This is a genomic window from Demequina sp. (genome assembly GCF_049841215.1).
Classification (GTDB): domain Bacteria; phylum Actinomycetota; class Actinomycetes; order Actinomycetales; family Demequinaceae; genus Demequina.
The window spans coordinates 19,131-38,279 of the sequence record NZ_JASGEO010000003.1 but is presented as its reverse complement, the minus strand read 5'-3'; the positions used below and the strand labels follow the sequence as shown (position 1 = coordinate 38,279).

Below are 19,149 nucleotides of genomic sequence, written 5' to 3'. Positions count from 1 at the left end.
GTCTGCTTCGCCACCAACAGCCGCGGAGTCCGTCGCCCGAGTGACGCCCACGCCCGATCCATCGCCTGCAGCATCCCCTTCGGCGTTACCTTCAGTTTCACCTGAGCCGCCAGAAGTGGCTGCGGATCTTGAGGCTCCAGTGTCGCTGCTGGCGGCCCCTATCGACGAGGCAGGTCTAGTGGGCCTCGACGCCGCTCCGGTATCGGACAGTGCGCTCATCGCATGGATCGGAGAGCCCGAGCCAGGCACCAAGATCACCTTGCAGCAAGCGCTGACGAATGCCCCCGCTGGTGGCACCGTGCACGTCACGCCCGGCGCGTATCAGTTCACGAGCATTCTCACGGTGCCCAAGGCGGTGACGCTCACTGCGGCCAGCACAACACAGATCTTTGGTCGAGTGACGCTCTCGGGAACGTCGTTGACCACGAGTGGAATCGTGCTCAGCCCAAGCGCAAACCAGCAATCGGTCATCACGGTGACCACAGCGTCGAGCGCCGTGCTCACCGATCTGCAGATAGCGAATCCCGACAACCGCACCGGGGCCAATCTCATCGGCGTCAATCTGGCGTCGTCGGCCGCCGCCCAGGTCTCGGACTCGCTGATAACGAAGATGTCCACGGGGATTGCCGTGGCCGCGGGCAACACCGGTGCGGGGCCTCAGATCAGCGGCGTGACCATCGACTTTCTGGCCAAGGGGATCGCGCTTGGCAGCTCTTCCGGTGCGAGCGTCTCAAGCAGCGAACTCACCGGGCCGGGCGGCTCGGGGACCATGGGCATTGACTATGGCGGAGGTAGCGGCGCATCGATCACCGACACAGAGATCTCGGGTGTGCTTGCTGGCATCAGCACGGGGACTCTCACCAACGCCAACGCTGGACCCACCATCCTGCGCGGTTCCATCACCGCAACCGGCAACGCCATCAACCTGGCTGCCACCACGGGCGCGAGGGTGACGGGCACGGAACTGACGTGCGAGGTGCCCACCAACAACGCCGCCGCTGTGGGGGTGAACATCAACAACGCGAGCAATGTGACGGTCACCGATGTGGTGGCTTCCGGATTCGCCACCGGCATCGGCGTGACCAATGCGAGCACGGCCAGCGGGATCGCTGTGGTCGGTGGCGACATAGCTGCCGTCAGCAATGCCATCACGCTTGGTGCGGCGGCCGCGCCCACTGTGAGCGGAACCACCGTTAGGGGCCAGCAGAGGCTTGGCGTGGTAGCGACCACAGGCGTCAACGTGCTCAACGCAACCGGTGCCACGATCACGGACCTCGTCTCGGACGGGCCGCGGAAGGGCATTGTCGTCGCACCCGCGAACACGTCGACCGGGTTGCGAATTGTCAGGGGCGAGTTCACGGTTCCTGCGGGCGCGGCAACGTCGGCGATAGAACTCGGCGGCACGGTTGGGCCCGTGGTGACAGACCCCCACATCACGGGCGCTGGGCGCTCGGATTCCAAGATCGGCATCACGACCTCACGGGCGCAGGGTGCCGTGATCGATGGCGCGGTGATCAGCGACGTGGGACAGGGCATCACGGGCACGTGGGTGCGGCTCAGTGGAACTCCTCTAGCGGGCCACCTCATCACCGATGCGCAGATTGAGGACGTAGGGATCGGCATCTACACGGCCAACACCCAGGGGACCACGGTCCAGGACGTGGTGGTCGACGCCTATGGAGAAGGCATCGCCGGGCACGAGGATGCGGACTTCACGCTCTCGGGGGCGACAGTCACCGGGCACAACGGCACCGGCAACCAAAGTTCCGGCACCAACGCGGTTCGGTTCTACTACACCGACGGCATGACCGTGGACGACCTAACCACCGTCGGTGGCTCCACTGGCCTCTACCTGGACATGTCGTACGACGCCGTCGCGACCGGGCTCGATGTCTCCGGAGCCACTTGGTACGGCACGTATGCAGAGTCGATTACGGGCTACACGCTCCAAGACTCGTACTTCCACGACAACGCCGGGATAGCGAACCTCACTATCAACCCGTCGTCGCTAGATGCCATTGACCACAGGCAGGTCTCGAGCGACATCGCGTTCCGAAACAACCGCTTCGTCGACAACTTTGCCGGCGTCTACTTGCCGTTGGGAGCGTTCGGATTCGACTTCACCGGCAATACGGTCACCGGCACACATACCTTCGTTCTGTACGCGGCCCCCGCTCATGACGTCAACGTGTCCAAAAACGTCATCGACTACACGCACGATCCGAGCGGCCTCGACCTTGCCCTCGAGCTGGGCGCTCTGCCCCCGCTCGGCGATCCGCCTGACGAGCCACCGTGGGAAATCCTGCCGCCTCCCGATATCGAGTCGGTGGCCTTTGCGGCGGCATTCATTGACGGAGAGGACCCTCCGCCCTCGGCGGCCTCGGCGATCTGGATCACGCCTACGTGGTTCAACCTGGATACGCAGTCGGCATCGAGCGATGCCATCGCCGTGCTGGACAACGACTTCTCTGGAGATGGACCCTTCATCGGGGTGGGAAGCGTGAGCGACGTCGATGTGGGAAGCGCCAACGCACCCGACGACCCCGCCGCGATGCGTGCGCTCCGCTCCACCGTCGAGGTCTCCCGCAATGTGTTTCCGCAAAACTCCACCGCAATCGTCACGGTTGACGACGCCGAGACCGGGCTGGACGCGGATGCGAGCGGCACCTTCACGAACGGCAATGCCGCAGTCGATGCGCGGGGAGACAACGACTGGGGGTCGCCGTGCTTCGCGCGAGTGCCCACCGATGACTACGACGGTGGTGGTGCGTGGATCTACGAGGTTCGCGCCACGCAGGTGCTCTATCCGCAGGGTTGCGATCCGAGCGGCGGAGGTGACGGTGGCGACGGTGGCGGTGACGGGGAGCTCGCCGGGACGGGAGCGCCGATCTCACAGCAACTGGCTGCCGCCTTCGCACTGACGGTTTTGGGCGCTGCGCTGCTCGCGGCGGGGACGCCGCGACGGGCCAGGCTTACCCGCGAGCGCTAGACGACGCCTGAGGTGCGCAGCGCCACCGAGAGGTCGTGCGGACGCGAGGCGATCGCGAGGGCATCGTCGAACGTGACTTCCTCGTCGCGGACCAGCTGGAACAAGTGCTGGTCGAACGTCTGCATCTTGTAGTACTCGCCCTCGGCGATGAGGTCCGTGATGGGCGGCTGGCTCGCGGGGTCGACGATCGCCTCTTGCGTGCGGCCCGTGTTGACCATGACCTCGGCGACGAGGGTGCGGCCCGTGCCGTCGGACTTGCGCACGAGGCGCTGCGACACGATGCCGCGGAGCGTCTGCGAGAGCGTGGCGCGCACCTGGCCCTGCTCGTGCGGAGTGAAGAAGTCGACGATGCGGTTGATCGTGTCCTGTGCGTCCACGGTGTGGAGCGTCGCGAGCACCAGGTGGCCGGTCTCGGCGGCGGTGAGCGCGGCGCGCACCGTCTCGATGTCACGCATCTCACCCACCATGATGACGTCAGGGTCCTGACGCATCGCGGCACGGAGCGCGTTGGTGAAGTCGAGAGTGTCAGAGCGAATCTCGCGCTGCGAGATGATCGCCTTCTTGTCCGCGTGGAGCACCTCGATGGGGTCCTCGATCGTGATGATGTTGACCTCGCGGTATGTGTTGATGAGGTCGATCATCGCGGCAAGCGTGGTGGTCTTTCCGGAACCGGTGGGGCCGGTGACCAGCACCAGGCCGCGCGGCTCGAGCGCAAGGTCAGCGATAACACCGGGTACGCCAAGCTCCTCGAAACTCTGGGCGCCAACGGCAACGCGACGGAACACCAGGCAGTCCGTGCCGCGCGCCACGTAGGCGTTGACGCGGAAGCGGCCAACGCCGCTCAACGAGAAGGCGAAGTCGGCCTCGTGGGTGTCGCGGAAGTTCGCCACGAGATCTTCGGGGAGCACCTGGGCAACCATGTTGCGGGTGTCCTCCGGGCGCAGCGGCGGCACCTGCAGCTTGCGCAGGCGGCCGTTGACGCGCACACGCGGCGGAGAGCCCACCTTGCAGTGCAGGTCGGAGCCGCCCGTGGAAGCCAGGGCGTGCAGGAACGGGATCACAGAAGCCGGCTGATCGCTCACGGTTCCTCCATCGGCATGTCCGCTATGTCTCTTGAGGAAGGGTACGGGCCGCCTTGTCCCGCACAAAGCCGGTGTGACTAATCCGGCGCGTGTGGGATGATTGATGGTCTTCACATGTCCACAGGGCATGATTCAGCGTCACAAGAAAGGGGATCCCCGTGAGCAAGAAGGGCCGCAAGCGCAAGTCGCGTGCAAAGTCCGGCGCCAACCACGGCAAGCGTCCCAACGCCTAAGCCAGCGTCACCGGTAAGCCCGCATCCCGTGCGGTGAGATCTCACTGTTGTGAGAGATCACCCGGGAAGCGGGCTTTGCTGTGTGCTGCGGCTTCGCGCAGCATGACGGCGGCGGGTTTACGGGTCACCTCTCCACACACGCGCAACGCCTCTCCACACAACTCTCTTGTCAATCGGGTGATTAAGGCTCTCAAACCGGGTCAAACCGGACACCATCGCGGATCTTGTGTGGAGGGGTGTTCACCGTGTGTGGAGGGGTGATTCGGGGGCTGCCGGGGTGGGCTGCCGGGTGGGCTGCCGGGCTGGGCTGCCAGGTGGAACTCTTAGCCCTCGCGGGCGGTGCGAAGGGTCTCAAGGACCTTGAGCTTGAGCGTCTCTGGGGCGCACTCGCCGCCGGTGGCGGAAACACGCGTCTTGATCTTCTCGTTGAGCTTGTGTTCGGCCTCGCAGGGTGGGCACTCCTTGAGGTGCTCCGCCACATGCTCCAACTCTGAGGGCGTCAGCTCTCCGTCGATGTACTCGAAGAGGCGGTCCAGCGCCTCTTCACATTCATGCTTTGCCATTGCACTGCTCCCCAGTTGAGCACTCGCCGGCGCCCTTCTCATAGAGACCACGCTCCGCCGCGTAGTCCTTCAGCTTGTCGCGCAGCAGCTTTCGCCCGCGGTGCAGGCGGGACATCACCGTGCCAACCGGGGTGTCCATGATCTGCGCGATTTCCTTGTACGCGAATCCCTCGACGTCGCTGAGGTACACCGCCATGCGGAAGTCCTCAGACAGTTCCATGAGGGCTCGCTTGATGTCGTCATCGCCAAGTGCGTCAAGCGCCGCATCCTCGGCACTCGCAAGGCCGGAACTGGTGTGCTCCGCGGCGGCGGCCAGCTGCCAATCCTCCACCTGTTCGGCGTCGGAGCGCTTGGGCTCGCGCTGCTTCTTGCGATACGTGTTGATGAAGGCGTTGGTCTGAATGCGATACAGCCACGCCTTCAGGTTTGTGCCCATCTGGAACTGGTCTTGGGCCGCGAAGGCCTTGGCGTACGTCTCTTGAACCAGGTCTTCGGCGTCGGCGGGGTTGCGCGTCATGCGCAGGGCCGCGGCGTAAAGCTGGTCCATGTAGGACAACGCTTCGGTTTCGAAGGTGAGTTGCTCGGTAGTCATCACCTCAGAGGGTACCCCCGGGTTTCGTTCGAGCGTGAGCGTCATGGTGGGCATAACACTTTCCCTTCGCGGGGCATTCCGGCTAAGTATTGTGTTGCGTTCGCTCCTGCCCGACGGCCCCCTCACCACCGCGCGCATCGCTTGATAGCCTGGGGCTATGGTTTTCCGGCATCTGGCTAGGCCCCTCTTGGCATCGTGGTTCATCTACGAGGGCGTGACGAACTACCTCGCTCCCGAAGGGCGCGCGGCGAAGGTTGCACCGGACCTCGAGCCCGCGCTCACCGATCTTGGTGTCCCGGACCTCAGCGCCACGGACGTAGTGAAGGCGCACGCGATCGCCACCACGGGAGCGGCCGCGTCGCTCGCGCTGTCCCGCACGCCTCGCACGTCCGCCCTGGTACTTGCCGCACTGTCGGCCGGCACCGTGTCCGTCGACTATCCCTTCTGGAAGGAAACGGACCCGGCGAAGCGTCGCGAGGGTCTTGAGCAGTTCCTCAAGGGCGTGGCGCTCATCGGAGGCGTGCTCATCGCGTCCACGGCGGGCCACTCTGCGCGCCACAAGAAGCACGCCAAGGCCAAGAAGGACAAAGCTCACCAGGCGCACAAGGCCGCCCACCACGCCAAGGTGGAGAAGGCTCAGAAGACCGCGTCAGCCCAACTGAAGAAGTACTTCAGGTGACGGCCGCGCCCGGCACGGCACCGGGCGAAATCTGGAACGCGCCGCCCGCCACCGGCCCCCTGGCAGCCACCGTCTCGGTTCCCGGCTCTAAGTCTTTGACCAACCGGTTCCTTGTACTTGCCGCACTGGCCGACGGCCCCGTCACCATTCGCGGCGCCCTTGCCTCTCGCGATTCCTCCCTCATGATTGGCGCTCTCGACGCGCTCGGCATTGGGGTGTCCACCGCGGACCCCGACGCGTGGGTGGTCACGCCCGGCCCGCTCGAAGGTGGCGGCCGCATCGACTGCGGGCTCGCCGGCACGGTGATGCGCTTTGTGCCGCCGCTCGTTCTGCTCGCGGACGGGCCGGTCTCCTTCGACGGGGACGAGGGCGCTCGCGTGCGGCCCATGGGGCCGCTGCTTGGCGCCCTCCGCGACATCGGTGCCACCGTGGATGACGGCGGGACCGGAACCCTGCCGTTCACAGTGACGCCCGTGCCAGAGGCGAGCACAGCGTCGGGCGAAATCTTCACTGCTTTGCCGGACGTGGCGCCTCCGGTGATCAGCTCGGTGTCGCTCGATTCGTCGGGGTCGTCGCAGTTTGTGACGGGGCTGCTGATGGTGGCGGCGCGGCTGCCGCATGGGCTTGAGATTCGGCATACCGGGGAGACGTTGCCGTCGCTTCCGCACATCGACATGACGGTGGCGACGCTGCGGGACGCCGGGGTGCGGGTGGATCAGCCGGACGAGCGCACGTGGATTGTGCACCCCGGTGCGCTGCACGTGGGCTCGGTTCGCGTGGAGCCCGACCTCTCGAATGCCGGCCCGTTCCTCGCCGCTGCCCTGGTGGCGGGCGGTTCGGTGTCGATTCCTGGGTGGCCGTCCGCGACCACGCAGCCTGGGGCGCTCTTCCCCGAGATCCTGGAGCGGATGGGGGCTTCCGTGTCGCTTGAGGGTGATGTGCTGACGGTAACGGGAACTGGCGCTATCGCTGGTATTGAGGCGGATTTGGGCGCCGCGGGCGAGATCACGCCCACCATTGCGGCACTGTGCGCGCTGGCCTCTGGGCCGTCGAAGCTGACGGGCATTGGGCACTTGCGCGGACATGAGACGGACCGTCTTGCGGCGATCGCGGCCGAGGTAGAGCGTCTTGGTGGCGTGTGCGACGAGGGTGAGGATTGGCTGGAGTTTGGCGGTATGCCTGCTGAGGGCTTGCGGCCGGCGGTGATGGAGACCTATCACGATCACCGGATGGCGACCTTTGCGGCAATCCTTGGGCTTGCTATCCCTGGGTTGCAGGTGCGTGACATCGCGACCACGTCAAAGACCATGCCGAACTTCCCCGCGATGTGGGCGACGATGCTCTCGGAGACCGCACCCGAGTGACGGACTGGAGCCGCTACGACGAGTCCGACGCGAAGGTGCGTCCCGGCCGGGGATCCCGCCCGCGCTCCAAGGTGCGGCCCACCCACGCGGACGCGGTGGCTGGTGTGGTCATCGCGGTGGACCGTGGGCGATACACCGTTCGCGTGACGGGCGGCGCGGCCGACGCGGGCGTGGCGGGCATGACGAGCGGCTCGGCCGGCGCTGTCGGCGCGTCCGACGCCGTAGTGATGGCCGTCAAGGCGCGCGAGTTGGGGCGGCGAGGGCTCGTTGTTGGCGACTGGGTGGGGCTCGTGGGCGACGTCTCGGGGGCGCCGGACACGCTAGCGCGGATCGTGCGCCGCGAGGAGCGCGTGACGGCGCTGCGGCGCACGGCGGATGACACCGACATCGCCGAGCGCGTGGTGGTGGCCAACGCCGGCCAGCTGGCGATCTTTGCGGCGGTTGCCGATCCCGAGCCGAACCCGCGGGTCATCGATCGGTGCCTCGTCGCCGGGTTCGACGGTGGCATGCGCGCGCTGCTGGTGCTCACCAAGGCGGATCTGGCTTCTGCGAATGCGTTGCGCGCCATGTATGAGCCGTTGGGGGTGGTGGTGATCGAGACCTCGGTCAGGCGCTCCGGAGGGCCGGGTGCCGATGCGGGCGTTGCACTCTTGCGCTCGGCTGTTGCCGATGAGACGACGGTGTTTGTTGGACCCTCCGGGGTTGGCAAGTCGACTCTCGTGAACGCTTTGGTGCCGGACGCGGACAGGGCCGTTGGGCGAGTGAACGACGTGACGGGCCGGGGGCGACACACGTCTACCTCTTCCGTCATGCTCGAGTTGCCTGGCGGCGGGTGGATCATCGACACCCCTGGTGTGCGGTCGTTTGGGCTCGCGCATGTGGACCCGGCGCACTTCATCTTGGCCTTCCCCGACGTGGCCGCAGCCGCAGATGAGTTGTGCCCGCGCGGGTGCTCGCATGAGTCCGCGGAGTTGGGCTGCGAGCTCGACGTCTGGGCCTCCGACGATCCCGACCGCCACGCGCGCATCGACTCGATCCGCCGCCTGCTCGCCTCGCGAGCCGCGGGCGAGACCTACTGACCCTTCTCCGTCCACGGCGAGGCTCCTGCCTTAGCCAGCCACAGCGTCGGGCCGCACTACCCTGGAACCATGCAACCAACCGGCCCCTACGCGGACGATCTCAAACTCGCCATGCGCATCGCCGACGCGGTGGACAAGTACACGCTCAAGAGCTTCCAGGGCGAGGACCTCACCGTGGAACTCAAGGACGACGAGACCCCGGTCACCGCGGTGGATCGCGAGGCCGAGCGGATCGTGCGCACCCTCCTCGATGAGGAGCGCCGCACCGACGCGGTCTATGGCGAGGAATACGGCTCCAAGGGCGGCTCGGCGCGGCAGTGGATCATCGATCCCGTTGACGGCACCAAGAACTACATCCGCGACATCCCGGTGTGGGCCACCCTCATCGCGCTCTACGACGACCGCGCGCCCGCCGTGGGCGTGGTCAGCGCGCCCGCGCTTGGCATGCGCTGGTTCGCCGCGAAGGGCGACGGCGCGTGGAAGGGCTTCTCGCTTCGCCGCGCGGAGCGCATCCACGTCTCGGCTCGCCAACCGCTGTCCGACGCTACGCTTTCCTATTCTTCGCTCTCGGGTTGGGAGGAGCGTGGGTTACTTCCCGACTTCCTCGAACTCACCCGCCGCATGTGGCGTACCAGGGGCTTTGGTGACTTTCTGAGTTACATGATGGTGGCCGAGGGCCTGGTGGAGGTGGCGACCGAGCCCGAGCTCGCGCTCTACGACATGGCGGCGCTGGTGCCGATTATCGAAGAGGCCGGCGGGGTGTTCACCTCGCTCACGGGAGCGCCGGGTCCGTGGGGCGTTGACGCGATCGCGAGCAACGGGATCCTGCACGAGGCCGCGCTCGAGATCATTGGCACGGCGGACGTCTAGCAGCGACTAGACCGGCAAGCGATCGAGCTCGCTGACGTCGTACCAGAGCAGGTCTCGCTCCTCGAGCCGCTCGAGCGCGTCCTCGTCACCCCCGGCCGCCGCGCGCGCGTCATCCGCCGCTTCAGCCTCATCCAAGAAGACACACGCGATCGAGTCGGGCATCACGCGCCCAGAGACCGTCACCGCCGCAGGGTGCGCATCCGGCACGGCCGCGACATCGGCGCGAGACACATCGATCGCCACCACCAGCCGCAACGGCGATCCCAGCTCCACGATTGAGTCCTCGGCCGCCGCATCCCGCGCCTGCTCGGCAAGCTCATCGGGGTCGTCATATGCGCTGATGTCCATGAGCCGCTCGGTCACCGCGTAGCCGCGCTCGGGCTCCCAATGGCCAGACGTGTAGTGCGCGATGTCCGCGACAACCCCCGGCACAAAAACTCGCATGCCTTCAGTCTGTCAGCGCGGGCTCTGCCTCGCTCGACCGCGCCGGAGTGTCGCCAAGGTCACGCTCATCAAGGGCCACGAGCAGCGCCTCACCAAGCCGCCCGACGGCGTGGCTGGCTGCTCCCCTAGGCGCCACTTCACGCCAGGTTGCGCCGCGCAGCGCCGCGAGGTCGGCGGTGCGCGGGTCCCACGGGATCATCCAGGCCTGACCAACGCCCGCGTAGCGGGCGAGCGCATCCGCTACCTGGCGCTCCGGATTTGGGCCCGCGACCGAGCGCCGCACCCTGTTCACCGCCACGATGGTCTTCTCGCGCACCCCAGGGACCGCGTCACGCACATCGCCGAGCGCATCCACGAGGCGCTGCATCCCCACCGGCTCCGCTGTACCAACCGCCACCACCACGTCCGCCTCCGCGAGCGCAGCAATCGTTGCTGCGTCTCTCCTTGAGGCGGATTCCGCCCCCGCTAGCCCAAAGCCACAGTCGATGACCGTCACCGCCGCGGCGGCCCGCATGGCGGGCCAGGCGGCCTCGAGGGCTGCCGCGGGGATCTCGGCCCAGCGACCGGGCCGCGGAAGTCCCGTGAGCACCGCGAGGTTCTCGTGAACCATGTGAGAGTGCCTCCGCACCGTCGCGGCATCGGCCTCGCCTTGCGCAGCCGCGCGAGCAACGGCAGCAATACCAGGCGCGTCGTCGTGGATGGCGAGCGTCTGCGCCACCGCCGCGCCGTACGTGTCGAGGTCCACGAGTAATGCCGATCGCTCCCGCGCAACGGCAGCCGCGAGGTTCACCGCCACCGACGTGCGTCCCGGAGCTCCCGTTGGCCCCCACACAGCAACCATCCGTCCGGTGGCCACAACTGGCTCCGGATCAGGCGTCTCCACCACCACGGCATTCCGCGCGGTTGCCGCCGCCTCGGCCACTCCCGCGGGGTCATCGGCGCGCACCACGTTCAGCCCCAGCGCCATAAGCGCACGCTCTTCGCGATCGTCCCCCGCAACCCCCACCACGCGCACCCGCATGTGCGCCAACTCGCCCAAGGTCACCCGGTCGAGGTGCCGCTGCGGCGACACCACCGCCACCCCAGCGACCCCTGCGGAAGCAGCCGCGAGCGCCTCCGCGAGGTCGGCGCACCTGCGCACCAGAGTCAGATCCGGATGCGCCGCGATGGCCGCAGCGATCGCGTCCTCCGCTTGCGATGAGACCGCGATGACAACGCCCGTCACGGCCGCGCTCCCGCCACGCTCAGCTCCCCGCCGCGACTATCGCGATATCGCCATCAGACGACACGGCGTTGAGCACATCCGCCACGTCCGCGAGGGGCACCGCTACATACACGGTCTGCCCGCCATCGGACCCAAGAGACGCCTTCGCCTCCCGCACGTCCGTCACGGCGAGGTCGGACCCAACAAGCACAGACGTCGGCCCTGCGTCACCCGGGGTCGTCACCCACACGTCCACCCGGGAACCCACCCCAACGCCGTCGGCGAGCGGCAGAGAACTCTCCACCGCGATAGCCCGCGCGCCAAAGCCGTCGGCGCTCACTAAAGCCGACGCGGGAACCAACTCCCCCTCGCCAACGGCGCGGTCGAGAACCTTGCCGGCCACGCCGTCGGACTGCGGCACGTACTCGCCAGAGGACACCCGAACGTGCACCACCACAAGGTCGTCGTCAGTGAGCACCGTCCCAGGCGCGAGGTCGTGCGCGGCGGCGTAGAACGGCTGCGTGGTGTCGGCGCGCTGCACGATCGCCACCACGGCCGCCACGGCAATCGCGATCAGCGCGAGCCCCACCAGCAATCGCGGGTCTCGCCACGAGGGCCGCTTCACCCTGCCAACCACGGCGTCGGTCGACGCTGCCATCACCCACCCCCTTGAGGTTGCGCCCATCATGCCGCGAGAGCGCCGCGAGCGCTACCGCTGTGGATAACTGCGCCCTGTCAGTGGCGCGTGCCAGAATGGGGACGTGGCCAAGCGATTCCTCACCCTCCCCGACGTCCAAGAGGCGCTCAACATCTCTCAGGTGCAGGCGTACTCGCTGGTTCGCAACGGCGATTTGCCTGCTATTCAGATTGGCGGGCGCAACCAGTGGCGCATTGAGGCCACCGAACTTGAGGCCTACATTCAGCGCCAATACGTCGCCACCAGGGAGCGTTTTTCCCTGCCCGACGGCGAACACGCCTCCTCGTAGCCCCTCACCCGGTCATGGGGCCGGGGCTACTGAAAGCACCGCGCCGTACGGGATGACGTGTGCGTCACCGAGCACCAGATAGTCCGCGCCCACCGCGGTGATGCGCCCGCGCGCCTGAGTGCCTGAGGCGTTCACCACCACATCGCCCCCATCCTCCGCGAGCGCGCGCAAGGCGTGCCCCAGCGTGAGTCGGCTTGCAATGACCCCTGGCTCCGGAGCTGCGGGCGCTGGGCCCTCGATCGTGGAGATCGCGCTCGCAGGGACGAGCCACTCGCGCGGACCATCGCCCAGGTGCAGCCACTGCGCGGCGCAGTCAACGACCGTACCGGCCAGCACGGCGCCATCGCGCAGCGTGACGCGCGCCCTCGCGCCTTCGCTCGCAGCTAGCACGGCCCCCAAGGTGACCGCGGCCCGCTCTCCGTGGGCCCGCTCGCGGACCTCGTCTTCGAACTCTTCCCTCTCGGCGCGCGTCACTTGCGCCTCGAGATCGTCGAAGAGCCTGTGCCACCGCATGCGCCAACCGTAGCGGCAGGCGTTCCTCCACAGAATCCCCCTCTAGCGCTGGACAACCTAACTATCTTCATGTAGACCTTCTTTCATCAAAGTAGGTCAAACGCTATTAAGGGGGTCTGACAATGGCTGTTCCGGTCAATCCACTGAGGGCCACTGCCCTTGCCGGCGCAAGCGGCGGCGCCGGGTGGTGGCTCGCGACTCTTGGGGCCACGCAAGCGGCCGCCGTCACGCTCGACGGCGTGGTGGTCGCGGCCGTCACGCTTACCGGCGCCGCCGCGTGCCTTGGGCTCGCAGTGCTCGCGCTCGCGGCACTTGCCGAATCCACGCTTGGCTGGCGTCCCCGCGCCCTGGGCGCGCTCCCTGCTCCCCTGCGTCGGTTCCTCGTGGGCTCGGTGGCGGCCGCAGTGCTGGCTGGCATGGCGGCACCGGCCACCGCGGAAGAGTCATATCCGGGTTGGGCGCCAGCGGTACCGGTTGCCTCCGCGTCCCCCAGCCCGACGGCCACCGCACCCGCGCCGTCGCCCTCACCTTCTCCCGTGGTCACCGAGGAGCCCGTTGTGGAGCTCCACGACGAGTCGTTCGCGGGTCCGATCGACGAGGAGCCGGAGCAATCGACGCCGCCAGCGCAGCACTCAGACGGGTCGCATGCAGAACGCCTGAGCGCCGGATCCCACACCGTGGAGCGCGGCGATTCCCTGTGGCGCATCACCGCCGAGCTGCTGGGACCTGATGCGAGCAACGCCGCCATCGCAGATGCCTGGCCGCTCATCTACCAGGCCAATCGCTCCACCATCGGCGACGATCCCGGCCTCATCCTGCCCGGCCAGCAGCTCACCATCCCCAAGGAGGTGGCGGCATGAGCGCGGAAGCCGCGGTAGCGTCGGGCGGTCTGAGGGCAATACCCGGCGGTCAGCAAGTACCGCGCTACGGGGTGAAGCGCGAGCAGCTTGGCGATCCCACCGCGCTCGCGTGCACGGTCGCGAAGACAGCGGCGGAGGTGGCAATGGGTGGGGAAGGCCTCACGACGCTGACGCCGTGGGTGGCGCAGGATGTGCGCGACTCGCTCGCTGCGCAGTGCAGCCTCTCGCGCAGGGCCGGACACCGGGGCGCCACCGCACGCATCGAGCGCGCGCGGGTATGCAGGGTCTCGCACCGCGCGGCGGAGGTGAGCATCGTCGCGCTCGTGCGCGGCAGAGCGCTCGCGATCGCGATGCGGCTCGAGGACATCCACGGTCGCTGGCTCGCGACCGTGATCGAGATTGTCTAGGCGGCCTCGTTCTTGCCGTGGCACATCTTGTACTTCTTGCCGGATCCACATGGGCACGGTGCGTTCTTAGGCGTACCGGGGAAGGTGCCGCCGTCGGCCTCAGGGGCGGCCTTCTTCGCGGGCGTCTTCTTGGTGGCCGCCTGACCGGAGCCGTCCTCGGACGGCCCCGAATAGGTCAGCGCGCCCATGTTCATGGTCATGCCGCCGCCACCACCGGTTGACGTGGCACCGCTCGCGGCGGGCACGCGCTGGGCGGGGCCCGCGGCGCCAGCGGGAGCAGCCGGCGCCTCTTCGCCGTCGGCGGGAACAAGACGCTTCTCCACCCGGAACAGCACCTGTACGGACTGCTCCTTGATGGAGTCGGTCATCGCCTCAAACAGCTGGTAGCCCTCGCGCTGGTACTCCGTGAGGGGGTCGCGCTGGCCCATCGCGCGCAGGCCAATGCCCTCCTTGAGGTAGTCCATCTCGTAGAGGTGCTCGCGCCACTTGGAGTCCAGCACCTGCAGCAGCACCTGGCGCTCCACTTGGCGCATGATCTCGGGATCGATGCGCTGCTCCACGGCCTCGTACTGCACTCGCGCGTCTGCGGTGAGTTCGCGGATGAGGAACTGCTGCGAGACACCAGAGAGGCCGCCTGCCTCCGCGATGATCTCGTCCACCGTGAGGGACACGGGGTAGATGGTGCGGAGGTCCTTCCACAGGGCGTCGAGGTCCCAGTCATCCGGGGAGCCCGCCAGCGTTGCCGCGCGCACGTAGGAGGACACCACGTCGTCGACGAACTGGACCACCTGGTCACGCATCTCCTCGCCGTCGAGCACGCGGCGGCGCTCGGCGAAGATGACGAGGCGCTGATCGGACATCACGTCGTCGTACTTGAGGATGTTCTTGCGGATCTCGTGGTTGCGGCCCTCGATCTGCGCCTGGGCGCTGCGCACTCCGCGCGTGAGCACCTTCGACTCGATCGGCAGGTCATCGGGGAGCGCAGAGGAGTTCATGACCGACGCGGCAAGTCCGGACTGGAACATGCGCATGAGGTCATCCTCGAGCGACAGGTAGAAGCGGGACTCGCCGGGGTCGCCCTGACGGCCCGAGCGGCCGCGGAGCTGGTTGTCGATACGGCGAGACTCGTGGCGCTCGGTGCCAAGCACGTACAGGCCGCCGGCGGCGAGCACCTCGTCGTGTTCGGCCTTCACGGCCTCCTGGGCCGCCTCGAACACCGAGTCCCAAACCTTCTCGTACTCTTCCGGGTTCTCGTGCGGATCAAGGCCACGCGCCTGCATCTCTGCCACCGCGCGGAACTCGGGGTTACCACCAAGCATGATGTCGGTTCCACGGCCAGCCATGTTGGTGGCGACCGTCACCGCTCCCTTGCGCCCAGCGTCGGCCACCACGGTGGCCTCTTGCGCGTGCTGCTTGGCGTTGAGGACGTTGTGGCGGATGCCGCGCTTGCGCAGTTCCTTCGACAACCGCTCGGACTTCTCGACGGACACGGTGCCAACGAGCACCGGCTGCCCCTTCTGGTTGCGCTCGAGGATGTCCTCGATGACGGCGTCGTACTTGGCGGCCTCCGTCTTGTACAACAGGTCGGGCTGGTCCTCACGGATCATGGGCTTGTTCGTGGGGATCGGGATGACCCCAAGCCCATAGGTGCCGTTGAGCTCCGCGGCCTCGGTCTGCGCCGTACCGGTCATGCCGGCCAGCTTGTCGTAGAGGCGGAAGTAGTTCTGCAGCGTGATCGAGGCGTAGGTCTGGTTCTCGGCGCGGATTGCCACGCCTTCCTTCGCCTCGATGGCCTGGTGCAGGCCTTCGGAGTACCGGCGGCCCTTGAGCAGGCGTCCCGTGTGCTCGTCGACGATGTCCACTTCGCCGCCCTGCACCACGTAGTCCTTGTCGCGCTTGAAGAGCTCCTTTGCCTTGATGGCGTTGTTCAGGAAGCCGATGAGCGGCGTGTTGGCGGGGTCGTAGAGGTTCTCGATGTTGAGCGCCTTCTCCACCTTCTCGATGCCGGGCTCGAGCACACCAACGGCGCGCTTCTTCTCCTCAACCTCGTAGTCCTCGTCCACCTTCATACCGTCGACGAGGCGAGCGAACTCGACGTACCAGCGGTTGTTGTCACCAGAGGCGGGGCCGGAAATGATGAGCGGCGTGCGGGCCTCGTCGATGAGGATCGAGTCCACCTCGTCAACGATCGCGAAGTTGTAGTCGCGGTGCACCAGCTGCTCCGGCTCCATCGCCATGTTGTCGCGCAGGTGGTCAAAGCCAAACTCATTGTTGGTGCCGTACGTGATGTCCGCGGCGTACTGCTCGCGACGCTGGGCGGGGTTCTGGCCAACGAGGATGCAGCCGGTCTCCATCCCAAGGAAGCGGAACACGCGGCCCATGAGCTCGGACTGGTACGAGGCCAGGTAGTCGTTCACCGTGACGACGTGCACGCCCTTGCCGCTGAGCGCGTTGAGGTACGCGGGCAACGTGGCGACGAGGGTCTTGCCCTCACCGGTCTTCATCTCCGCGATGTTGCCGAAGTGCAGCGCCGCACCACCCATGATCTGCACGTCGAAGTGTCGAAGGCCAAGGGTGCGTGCAGACGCCTCGCGCACCGCGGCGAACGCCTCCGGCATCAAGGACTCGAGGCTCTCACCGTCCGCGTGGCGCTGCTTGAACTCGTCCGTGAGCGCGCGCAGTTCCTCATCGCTGAAGTCGCGGTAGACGTCCTCGAGGGAGTTGGTCAGGGCGACGACCTTCTCGAGACGGCGACGCTCTCGCCCCTCGCCGATGCGGATGATGCGGTCGATGACAGCCACTGGTACTCCTCCTTGGGTCGGGAACCATCGTAGGCGGTCAGTGGATGGTCTCTGGTTCGTCACGCTGTGGGCGCAACAGCAGAATCGCCGTTCCCATGAGCGCGCCACCGATCACACCGAGCACGCCTAGTCGCTCGCCGAACACGATAGCCCCCAGAATCGCGCCAAGCAGCGGCTCCAACAGCGTGACTATCGTGGCCACAAACGGCGGCACGGTCTGCAAAGCGGTGAGGAAGAGCACATACGCCAGCCCGGTAATCCCCACCCCAAGTGCCACCGCCAATGCCCACCCAGCCACGTCGTCGGGCATGCCCGTGTGAGCCATGATCGCGAAAGGCAAGAGCATGATCGCACCAGACGTGAACGCACCTCCTGTGAGCGCCACCGGATGCAGCCGTGGCACGGGCGTGCGATTGACAATGGTGATCGCCGCGAACGTCACGCCAGACACAAGGGCCACGAGAGAGCCCGCGATCATCGAAGACCCCTGCCCGATGCTCCCGCCAACGAGCAGCAGTAGCCCAGAAAGCGATAGCCCCAAAGCAACCACCGACCGCGCTGGCGGGCGCGACCGGGTCACCACAGCGTCGTACCCCGCCACCACCACGGGCGCCGAGCCGATCCCAATGAGCGTGGCAAGCCCAACGGACGCCAGGGTCACGGACGTGAAGAACGCGTACTCGAACCCCGCCGTGAGCGCGCCCGTGACGAGCATGCGCACCCACATGGGCCTGGTCCACGAGCGCGGCCCCGCCCCGCGAATGAACAGCACCACGAGCAGCAGCGATAGGCCCGCGAGCGCCATGCGCCACGTGGCGATACCTACGGGTTCGAGGTGCTCGCGCTCGCCAAAGAGCACGCCCACAACACCGCCGCCGCCCCAAAGACAGGCGGCGGCGACGGCGAAGAGAAAGTCGCGAGTGCGCATCCCTGAGGATGCGCCGACGGTACTTATGCGGTCTCCCTAGACTGCTCACCCTCGGCGGCGAGGTGAATCACGCCGTACGTCCAGCCGCGACGCCGGTACACCGCGGATGGCAGGTCGCTCTCAACGTCGTGGAACAGGAAGAAGTCGTGTCCAACGAGCTCCATCTGGTCAATCGCGTCGGGAACCGTCATGGGCGCGGCCTCGTGCGTCTTGGAGCGAATCACGATGGGAGTGCCGTCAATGGGCACCTCGCGCGTGGCCCCCTCCGGCGCGCCCTCCCAACGCTCCACGTTCTCCACGGCGTCGCTCGCTTGCGCGTCCCCGGTAACAATCGGCACGCCCGACGCTGGGGTTGGCACCGCGCGCAGGCCCTGCTTCCCCTGGTGTCGGTGAACCTTGCGTTCGTGCATCTTCCGCAACTGCGCGGTGAGCTTCGCATACGCCGTGTCGAACGCCGCCTCGCGATCGGTAGAGGAGGCCTCGGCGCGAACTACTCCGCGGCCGTGCAGCGTGATCTCCACGCGCTCCTTCTCGTTCGCTACCCGCGGGCTGCGCTCGTGGCACACATGCACCTCTGCGCGCGTGGCGCGCGGTGCAAGCTCTGTGATCTTCTCCATGCGCTCCTCAATGCGGGTGCGCAGTGGCTCCGAGACCTTGGTGTGCCGTCCGACAATTGCGATGTCCATGGCGATGCTCCTTCAACGCTCGTTAGGGGAACCGGGCCGCGTGGACCCGGCGTTGGTGATTGCGGCGCGTTCAGCGCGCCTTCAGCATCACCTCCCCGGCATCGAAGAGTGAGTGACGTTGCCGTCCTTTCCCCCACCCTAGCCCCGGTTTGCGCCCACGTCACGCCGAGGTGTCGCGGCCAACACGAGCGCCCCGATGACGGGTGTGCCCGCGGCCTCGAGGGCGTCCGCGGCACGCGCCAACGTGGCCCCCGTTGTCATCACATCGTCCACAAGCAGCACCGGTTGGGGCCCCACGGCACGCGCCACTTTCACCCCGGCTGCGTCCCACCGGCCAACGCTTGAACGGCCCTTGGACTTGGCGCCCGCGGCTCGCAGGGCATCGCTGCTGATAGCACCCAGTTCCCGCCCGACGGCCGTGGCAAGGAGCGTACTGAGCGCCACTCCGCGCTTGCGGACAGAGCGACGCTTTGAGGGAACGGGCACCACCGTGACGCTTGGCGGGAGGTGCGCGCGAAGGTGCGCGGCCGCGCGAGCGGCCGCCTTCGCGAAGAACGCATCCAGATCTCGCCGGCGACCGTCCTTCCATACCCCGATGGCTCGGTGCACGGGCCCGTCGAGAGGCTGCACGGCCCACACAGGGAGCGGCACGCGGCCCACCACGTCGAGCCTGCCCGCTCCCTCCTCCGCGCGGAACGGCTCATCCCACCACGGCGCGGCGCACGACTCGCACAGAGGCTCGTCCTCGAGCCCGCATCCCGCGCACGCAACGGGCACCAGAAGGCGAGCGGCATCCCTGGCGAGGTCGGCGACAAACATGACACCAGCGTCGGGCATGCGGGGCGCCCGCGTGGCACCCCTGTGGACAA

At 67.3% G+C, this 19,149-nt stretch carries 20 protein-coding genes; 9 read left to right on the top strand and 11 right to left on the bottom strand.

Annotated features, from left to right (window positions below):
* Positions 1 to 115: 115 nt before the first annotated feature.
* Positions 116 to 2,989: a beta strand repeat-containing protein gene (locus QM618_RS00685; RefSeq protein WP_428093393.1), complete on the top strand. Its 2,874-nt coding sequence runs from the start codon at positions 116 to 118 to the stop codon at positions 2,987 to 2,989.
* Here the strand turns inward: QM618_RS00685 and QM618_RS00680 are convergent.
* A complete protein-coding gene (locus QM618_RS00680; protein ID WP_428093390.1) occupies positions 2,986 to 4,071 on the bottom strand; it encodes a type IV pilus twitching motility protein PilT in 1,086 nt (361 codons plus the stop codon). The two genes, QM618_RS00685 and QM618_RS00680, sit on opposite strands and share 4 nt — an antisense overlap.
* A 158-nt stretch (positions 4,072 to 4,229) precedes the next feature.
* Here QM618_RS00680 and QM618_RS00675 point away from each other — a divergent pair, with 158 nt between their 5' ends.
* Positions 4,230 to 4,304 (top strand): 50S ribosomal protein bL37, encoded by a 75-nt coding sequence (locus tag QM618_RS00675; protein WP_428093473.1) that lies wholly within the window; start codon positions 4,230 to 4,232, stop codon positions 4,302 to 4,304.
* A 323-nt stretch (positions 4,305 to 4,627) separates the two neighbouring features.
* Here the strand turns inward: QM618_RS00675 and rsrA are convergent, their stop codons facing one another.
* Together rsrA and QM618_RS00665 are read right to left on the bottom strand one after the other, a co-directional pair.
* Positions 4,628 to 4,867, bottom strand: coding sequence for a mycothiol system anti-sigma-R factor (rsrA, locus tag QM618_RS00670; RefSeq protein WP_428093387.1), 240 nt, complete (start codon positions 4,865 to 4,867; stop codon positions 4,628 to 4,630).
* Positions 4,854 to 5,513, bottom strand: coding sequence for a sigma-70 family RNA polymerase sigma factor (locus QM618_RS00665; protein ID WP_428093384.1), 660 nt, complete (start codon positions 5,511 to 5,513; stop codon positions 4,854 to 4,856). The genes rsrA and QM618_RS00665 overlap by 14 nt, the downstream gene beginning before the upstream one ends.
* 103 nt (positions 5,514 to 5,616) lie before the next feature.
* Here QM618_RS00665 and QM618_RS00660 point away from each other — a divergent pair, with 103 nt between their 5' ends.
* The 4 genes from QM618_RS00660 (at position 5,617) to QM618_RS00645 (ending at position 9,451) form a co-directional block, all read left to right on the top strand.
* A complete protein-coding gene (locus tag QM618_RS00660) occupies positions 5,617 to 6,138 on the top strand; it encodes a hypothetical protein (RefSeq protein WP_428093381.1) in 522 nt (173 codons plus the stop codon).
* Positions 6,135 to 7,502 carry a 3-phosphoshikimate 1-carboxyvinyltransferase gene (gene aroA, locus QM618_RS00655; protein ID WP_428093378.1) on the top strand — a complete coding sequence of 456 codons (1,368 nt, stop codon included), beginning with the start codon at positions 6,135 to 6,137 and terminating at the stop codon, positions 7,500 to 7,502. Before QM618_RS00660 ends, aroA begins: the two co-directional genes overlap by 4 nt.
* Positions 7,499 to 8,581, top strand: coding sequence for a ribosome small subunit-dependent GTPase A (gene rsgA, locus QM618_RS00650; RefSeq protein ID WP_428093375.1), 1,083 nt, complete (start codon positions 7,499 to 7,501; stop codon positions 8,579 to 8,581). Before aroA ends, rsgA begins: the two co-directional genes overlap by 4 nt.
* A gap of 69 nt (positions 8,582 to 8,650) precedes the next feature.
* Entirely contained in the window at positions 8,651 to 9,451 is an 801-nt protein-coding gene (locus QM618_RS00645; RefSeq protein ID WP_428093372.1) for an inositol monophosphatase family protein, read from the top strand.
* Positions 9,452 to 9,457: 6 nt separating this feature from the next.
* Here the strand turns inward: QM618_RS00645 and QM618_RS00640 are convergent, their stop codons facing one another.
* The 3 genes from QM618_RS00640 to QM618_RS00630 are packed head-to-tail and all read right to left on the bottom strand — an operon-like array spanning position 9,458 to position 11,757.
* Positions 9,458 to 9,895, bottom strand: a complete 438-nt coding sequence (locus QM618_RS00640) for a DUF6912 family protein (protein ID WP_428093367.1) — start codon at positions 9,893 to 9,895, stop codon at positions 9,458 to 9,460.
* Positions 9,896 to 9,899: 4 nt separating this feature from the next.
* Entirely contained in the window at positions 9,900 to 11,120 is a 1,221-nt protein-coding gene (locus tag QM618_RS00635; protein ID WP_428093364.1) for a hypothetical protein, read from the bottom strand.
* Positions 11,121 to 11,139: 19 nt separating this feature from the next.
* Positions 11,140 to 11,757, bottom strand: coding sequence for an SAF domain-containing protein (locus tag QM618_RS00630; protein WP_428093361.1), 618 nt, complete (start codon positions 11,755 to 11,757; stop codon positions 11,140 to 11,142).
* A 103-nt stretch (positions 11,758 to 11,860) separates the two neighbouring features.
* Between QM618_RS00630 and QM618_RS00625 the strand changes: the two genes are divergently transcribed.
* Complete coding sequence (locus QM618_RS00625) at positions 11,861 to 12,085, top strand: helix-turn-helix domain-containing protein (RefSeq protein ID WP_428093358.1); 225 nt, start codon at positions 11,861 to 11,863, stop codon at positions 12,083 to 12,085.
* Between the two features lie 12 nt (positions 12,086 to 12,097).
* On the opposite strand, the gene QM618_RS00620 is transcribed toward QM618_RS00625, so the two are convergent.
* Entirely contained in the window at positions 12,098 to 12,598 is a 501-nt protein-coding gene (locus tag QM618_RS00620) for a hypothetical protein (RefSeq protein WP_428093355.1), read from the bottom strand.
* Between the two features lie 122 nt (positions 12,599 to 12,720).
* On the opposite strand from QM618_RS00620, the gene QM618_RS00615 reads away from it, so the two are divergent.
* Both QM618_RS00615 and QM618_RS00610 read left to right on the top strand, forming a co-directional pair.
* Entirely contained in the window at positions 12,721 to 13,458 is a 738-nt protein-coding gene (locus tag QM618_RS00615; protein WP_428093352.1) for a LysM peptidoglycan-binding domain-containing protein, read from the top strand.
* Positions 13,455 to 13,865 carry an Rv3235 family protein gene (locus tag QM618_RS00610; protein WP_428093349.1) on the top strand — a complete coding sequence of 137 codons (411 nt, stop codon included), beginning with the start codon at positions 13,455 to 13,457 and terminating at the stop codon, positions 13,863 to 13,865. The genes QM618_RS00615 and QM618_RS00610 overlap by 4 nt, the downstream gene beginning before the upstream one ends.
* Here the strand turns inward: QM618_RS00610 and secA are convergent.
* From secA to QM618_RS00590, 4 genes are all read right to left on the bottom strand, one after another.
* On the bottom strand, positions 13,862 to 16,666 hold the full coding sequence (secA, locus tag QM618_RS00605) for a preprotein translocase subunit SecA (protein ID WP_428093346.1): 2,805 nt from the start codon (positions 16,664 to 16,666) through the stop codon (positions 13,862 to 13,864). The two genes, QM618_RS00610 and secA, sit on opposite strands and share 4 nt — an antisense overlap.
* A gap of 37 nt (positions 16,667 to 16,703) precedes the next feature.
* Positions 16,704 to 17,594: a DMT family transporter gene (locus QM618_RS00600; protein ID WP_428093343.1), complete on the bottom strand. Its 891-nt coding sequence runs from the start codon at positions 17,592 to 17,594 to the stop codon at positions 16,704 to 16,706.
* A gap of 23 nt (positions 17,595 to 17,617) precedes the next feature.
* Positions 17,618 to 18,280, bottom strand: a complete 663-nt coding sequence (hpf, locus tag QM618_RS00595; RefSeq protein ID WP_428093340.1) for a ribosome hibernation-promoting factor, HPF/YfiA family — start codon at positions 18,278 to 18,280, stop codon at positions 17,618 to 17,620.
* A gap of 138 nt (positions 18,281 to 18,418) precedes the next feature.
* Entirely contained in the window at positions 18,419 to 19,117 is a 699-nt protein-coding gene (locus QM618_RS00590; protein ID WP_428093337.1) for a ComF family protein, read from the bottom strand.
* Positions 19,118 to 19,149: the final 32 nt, after the last annotated feature.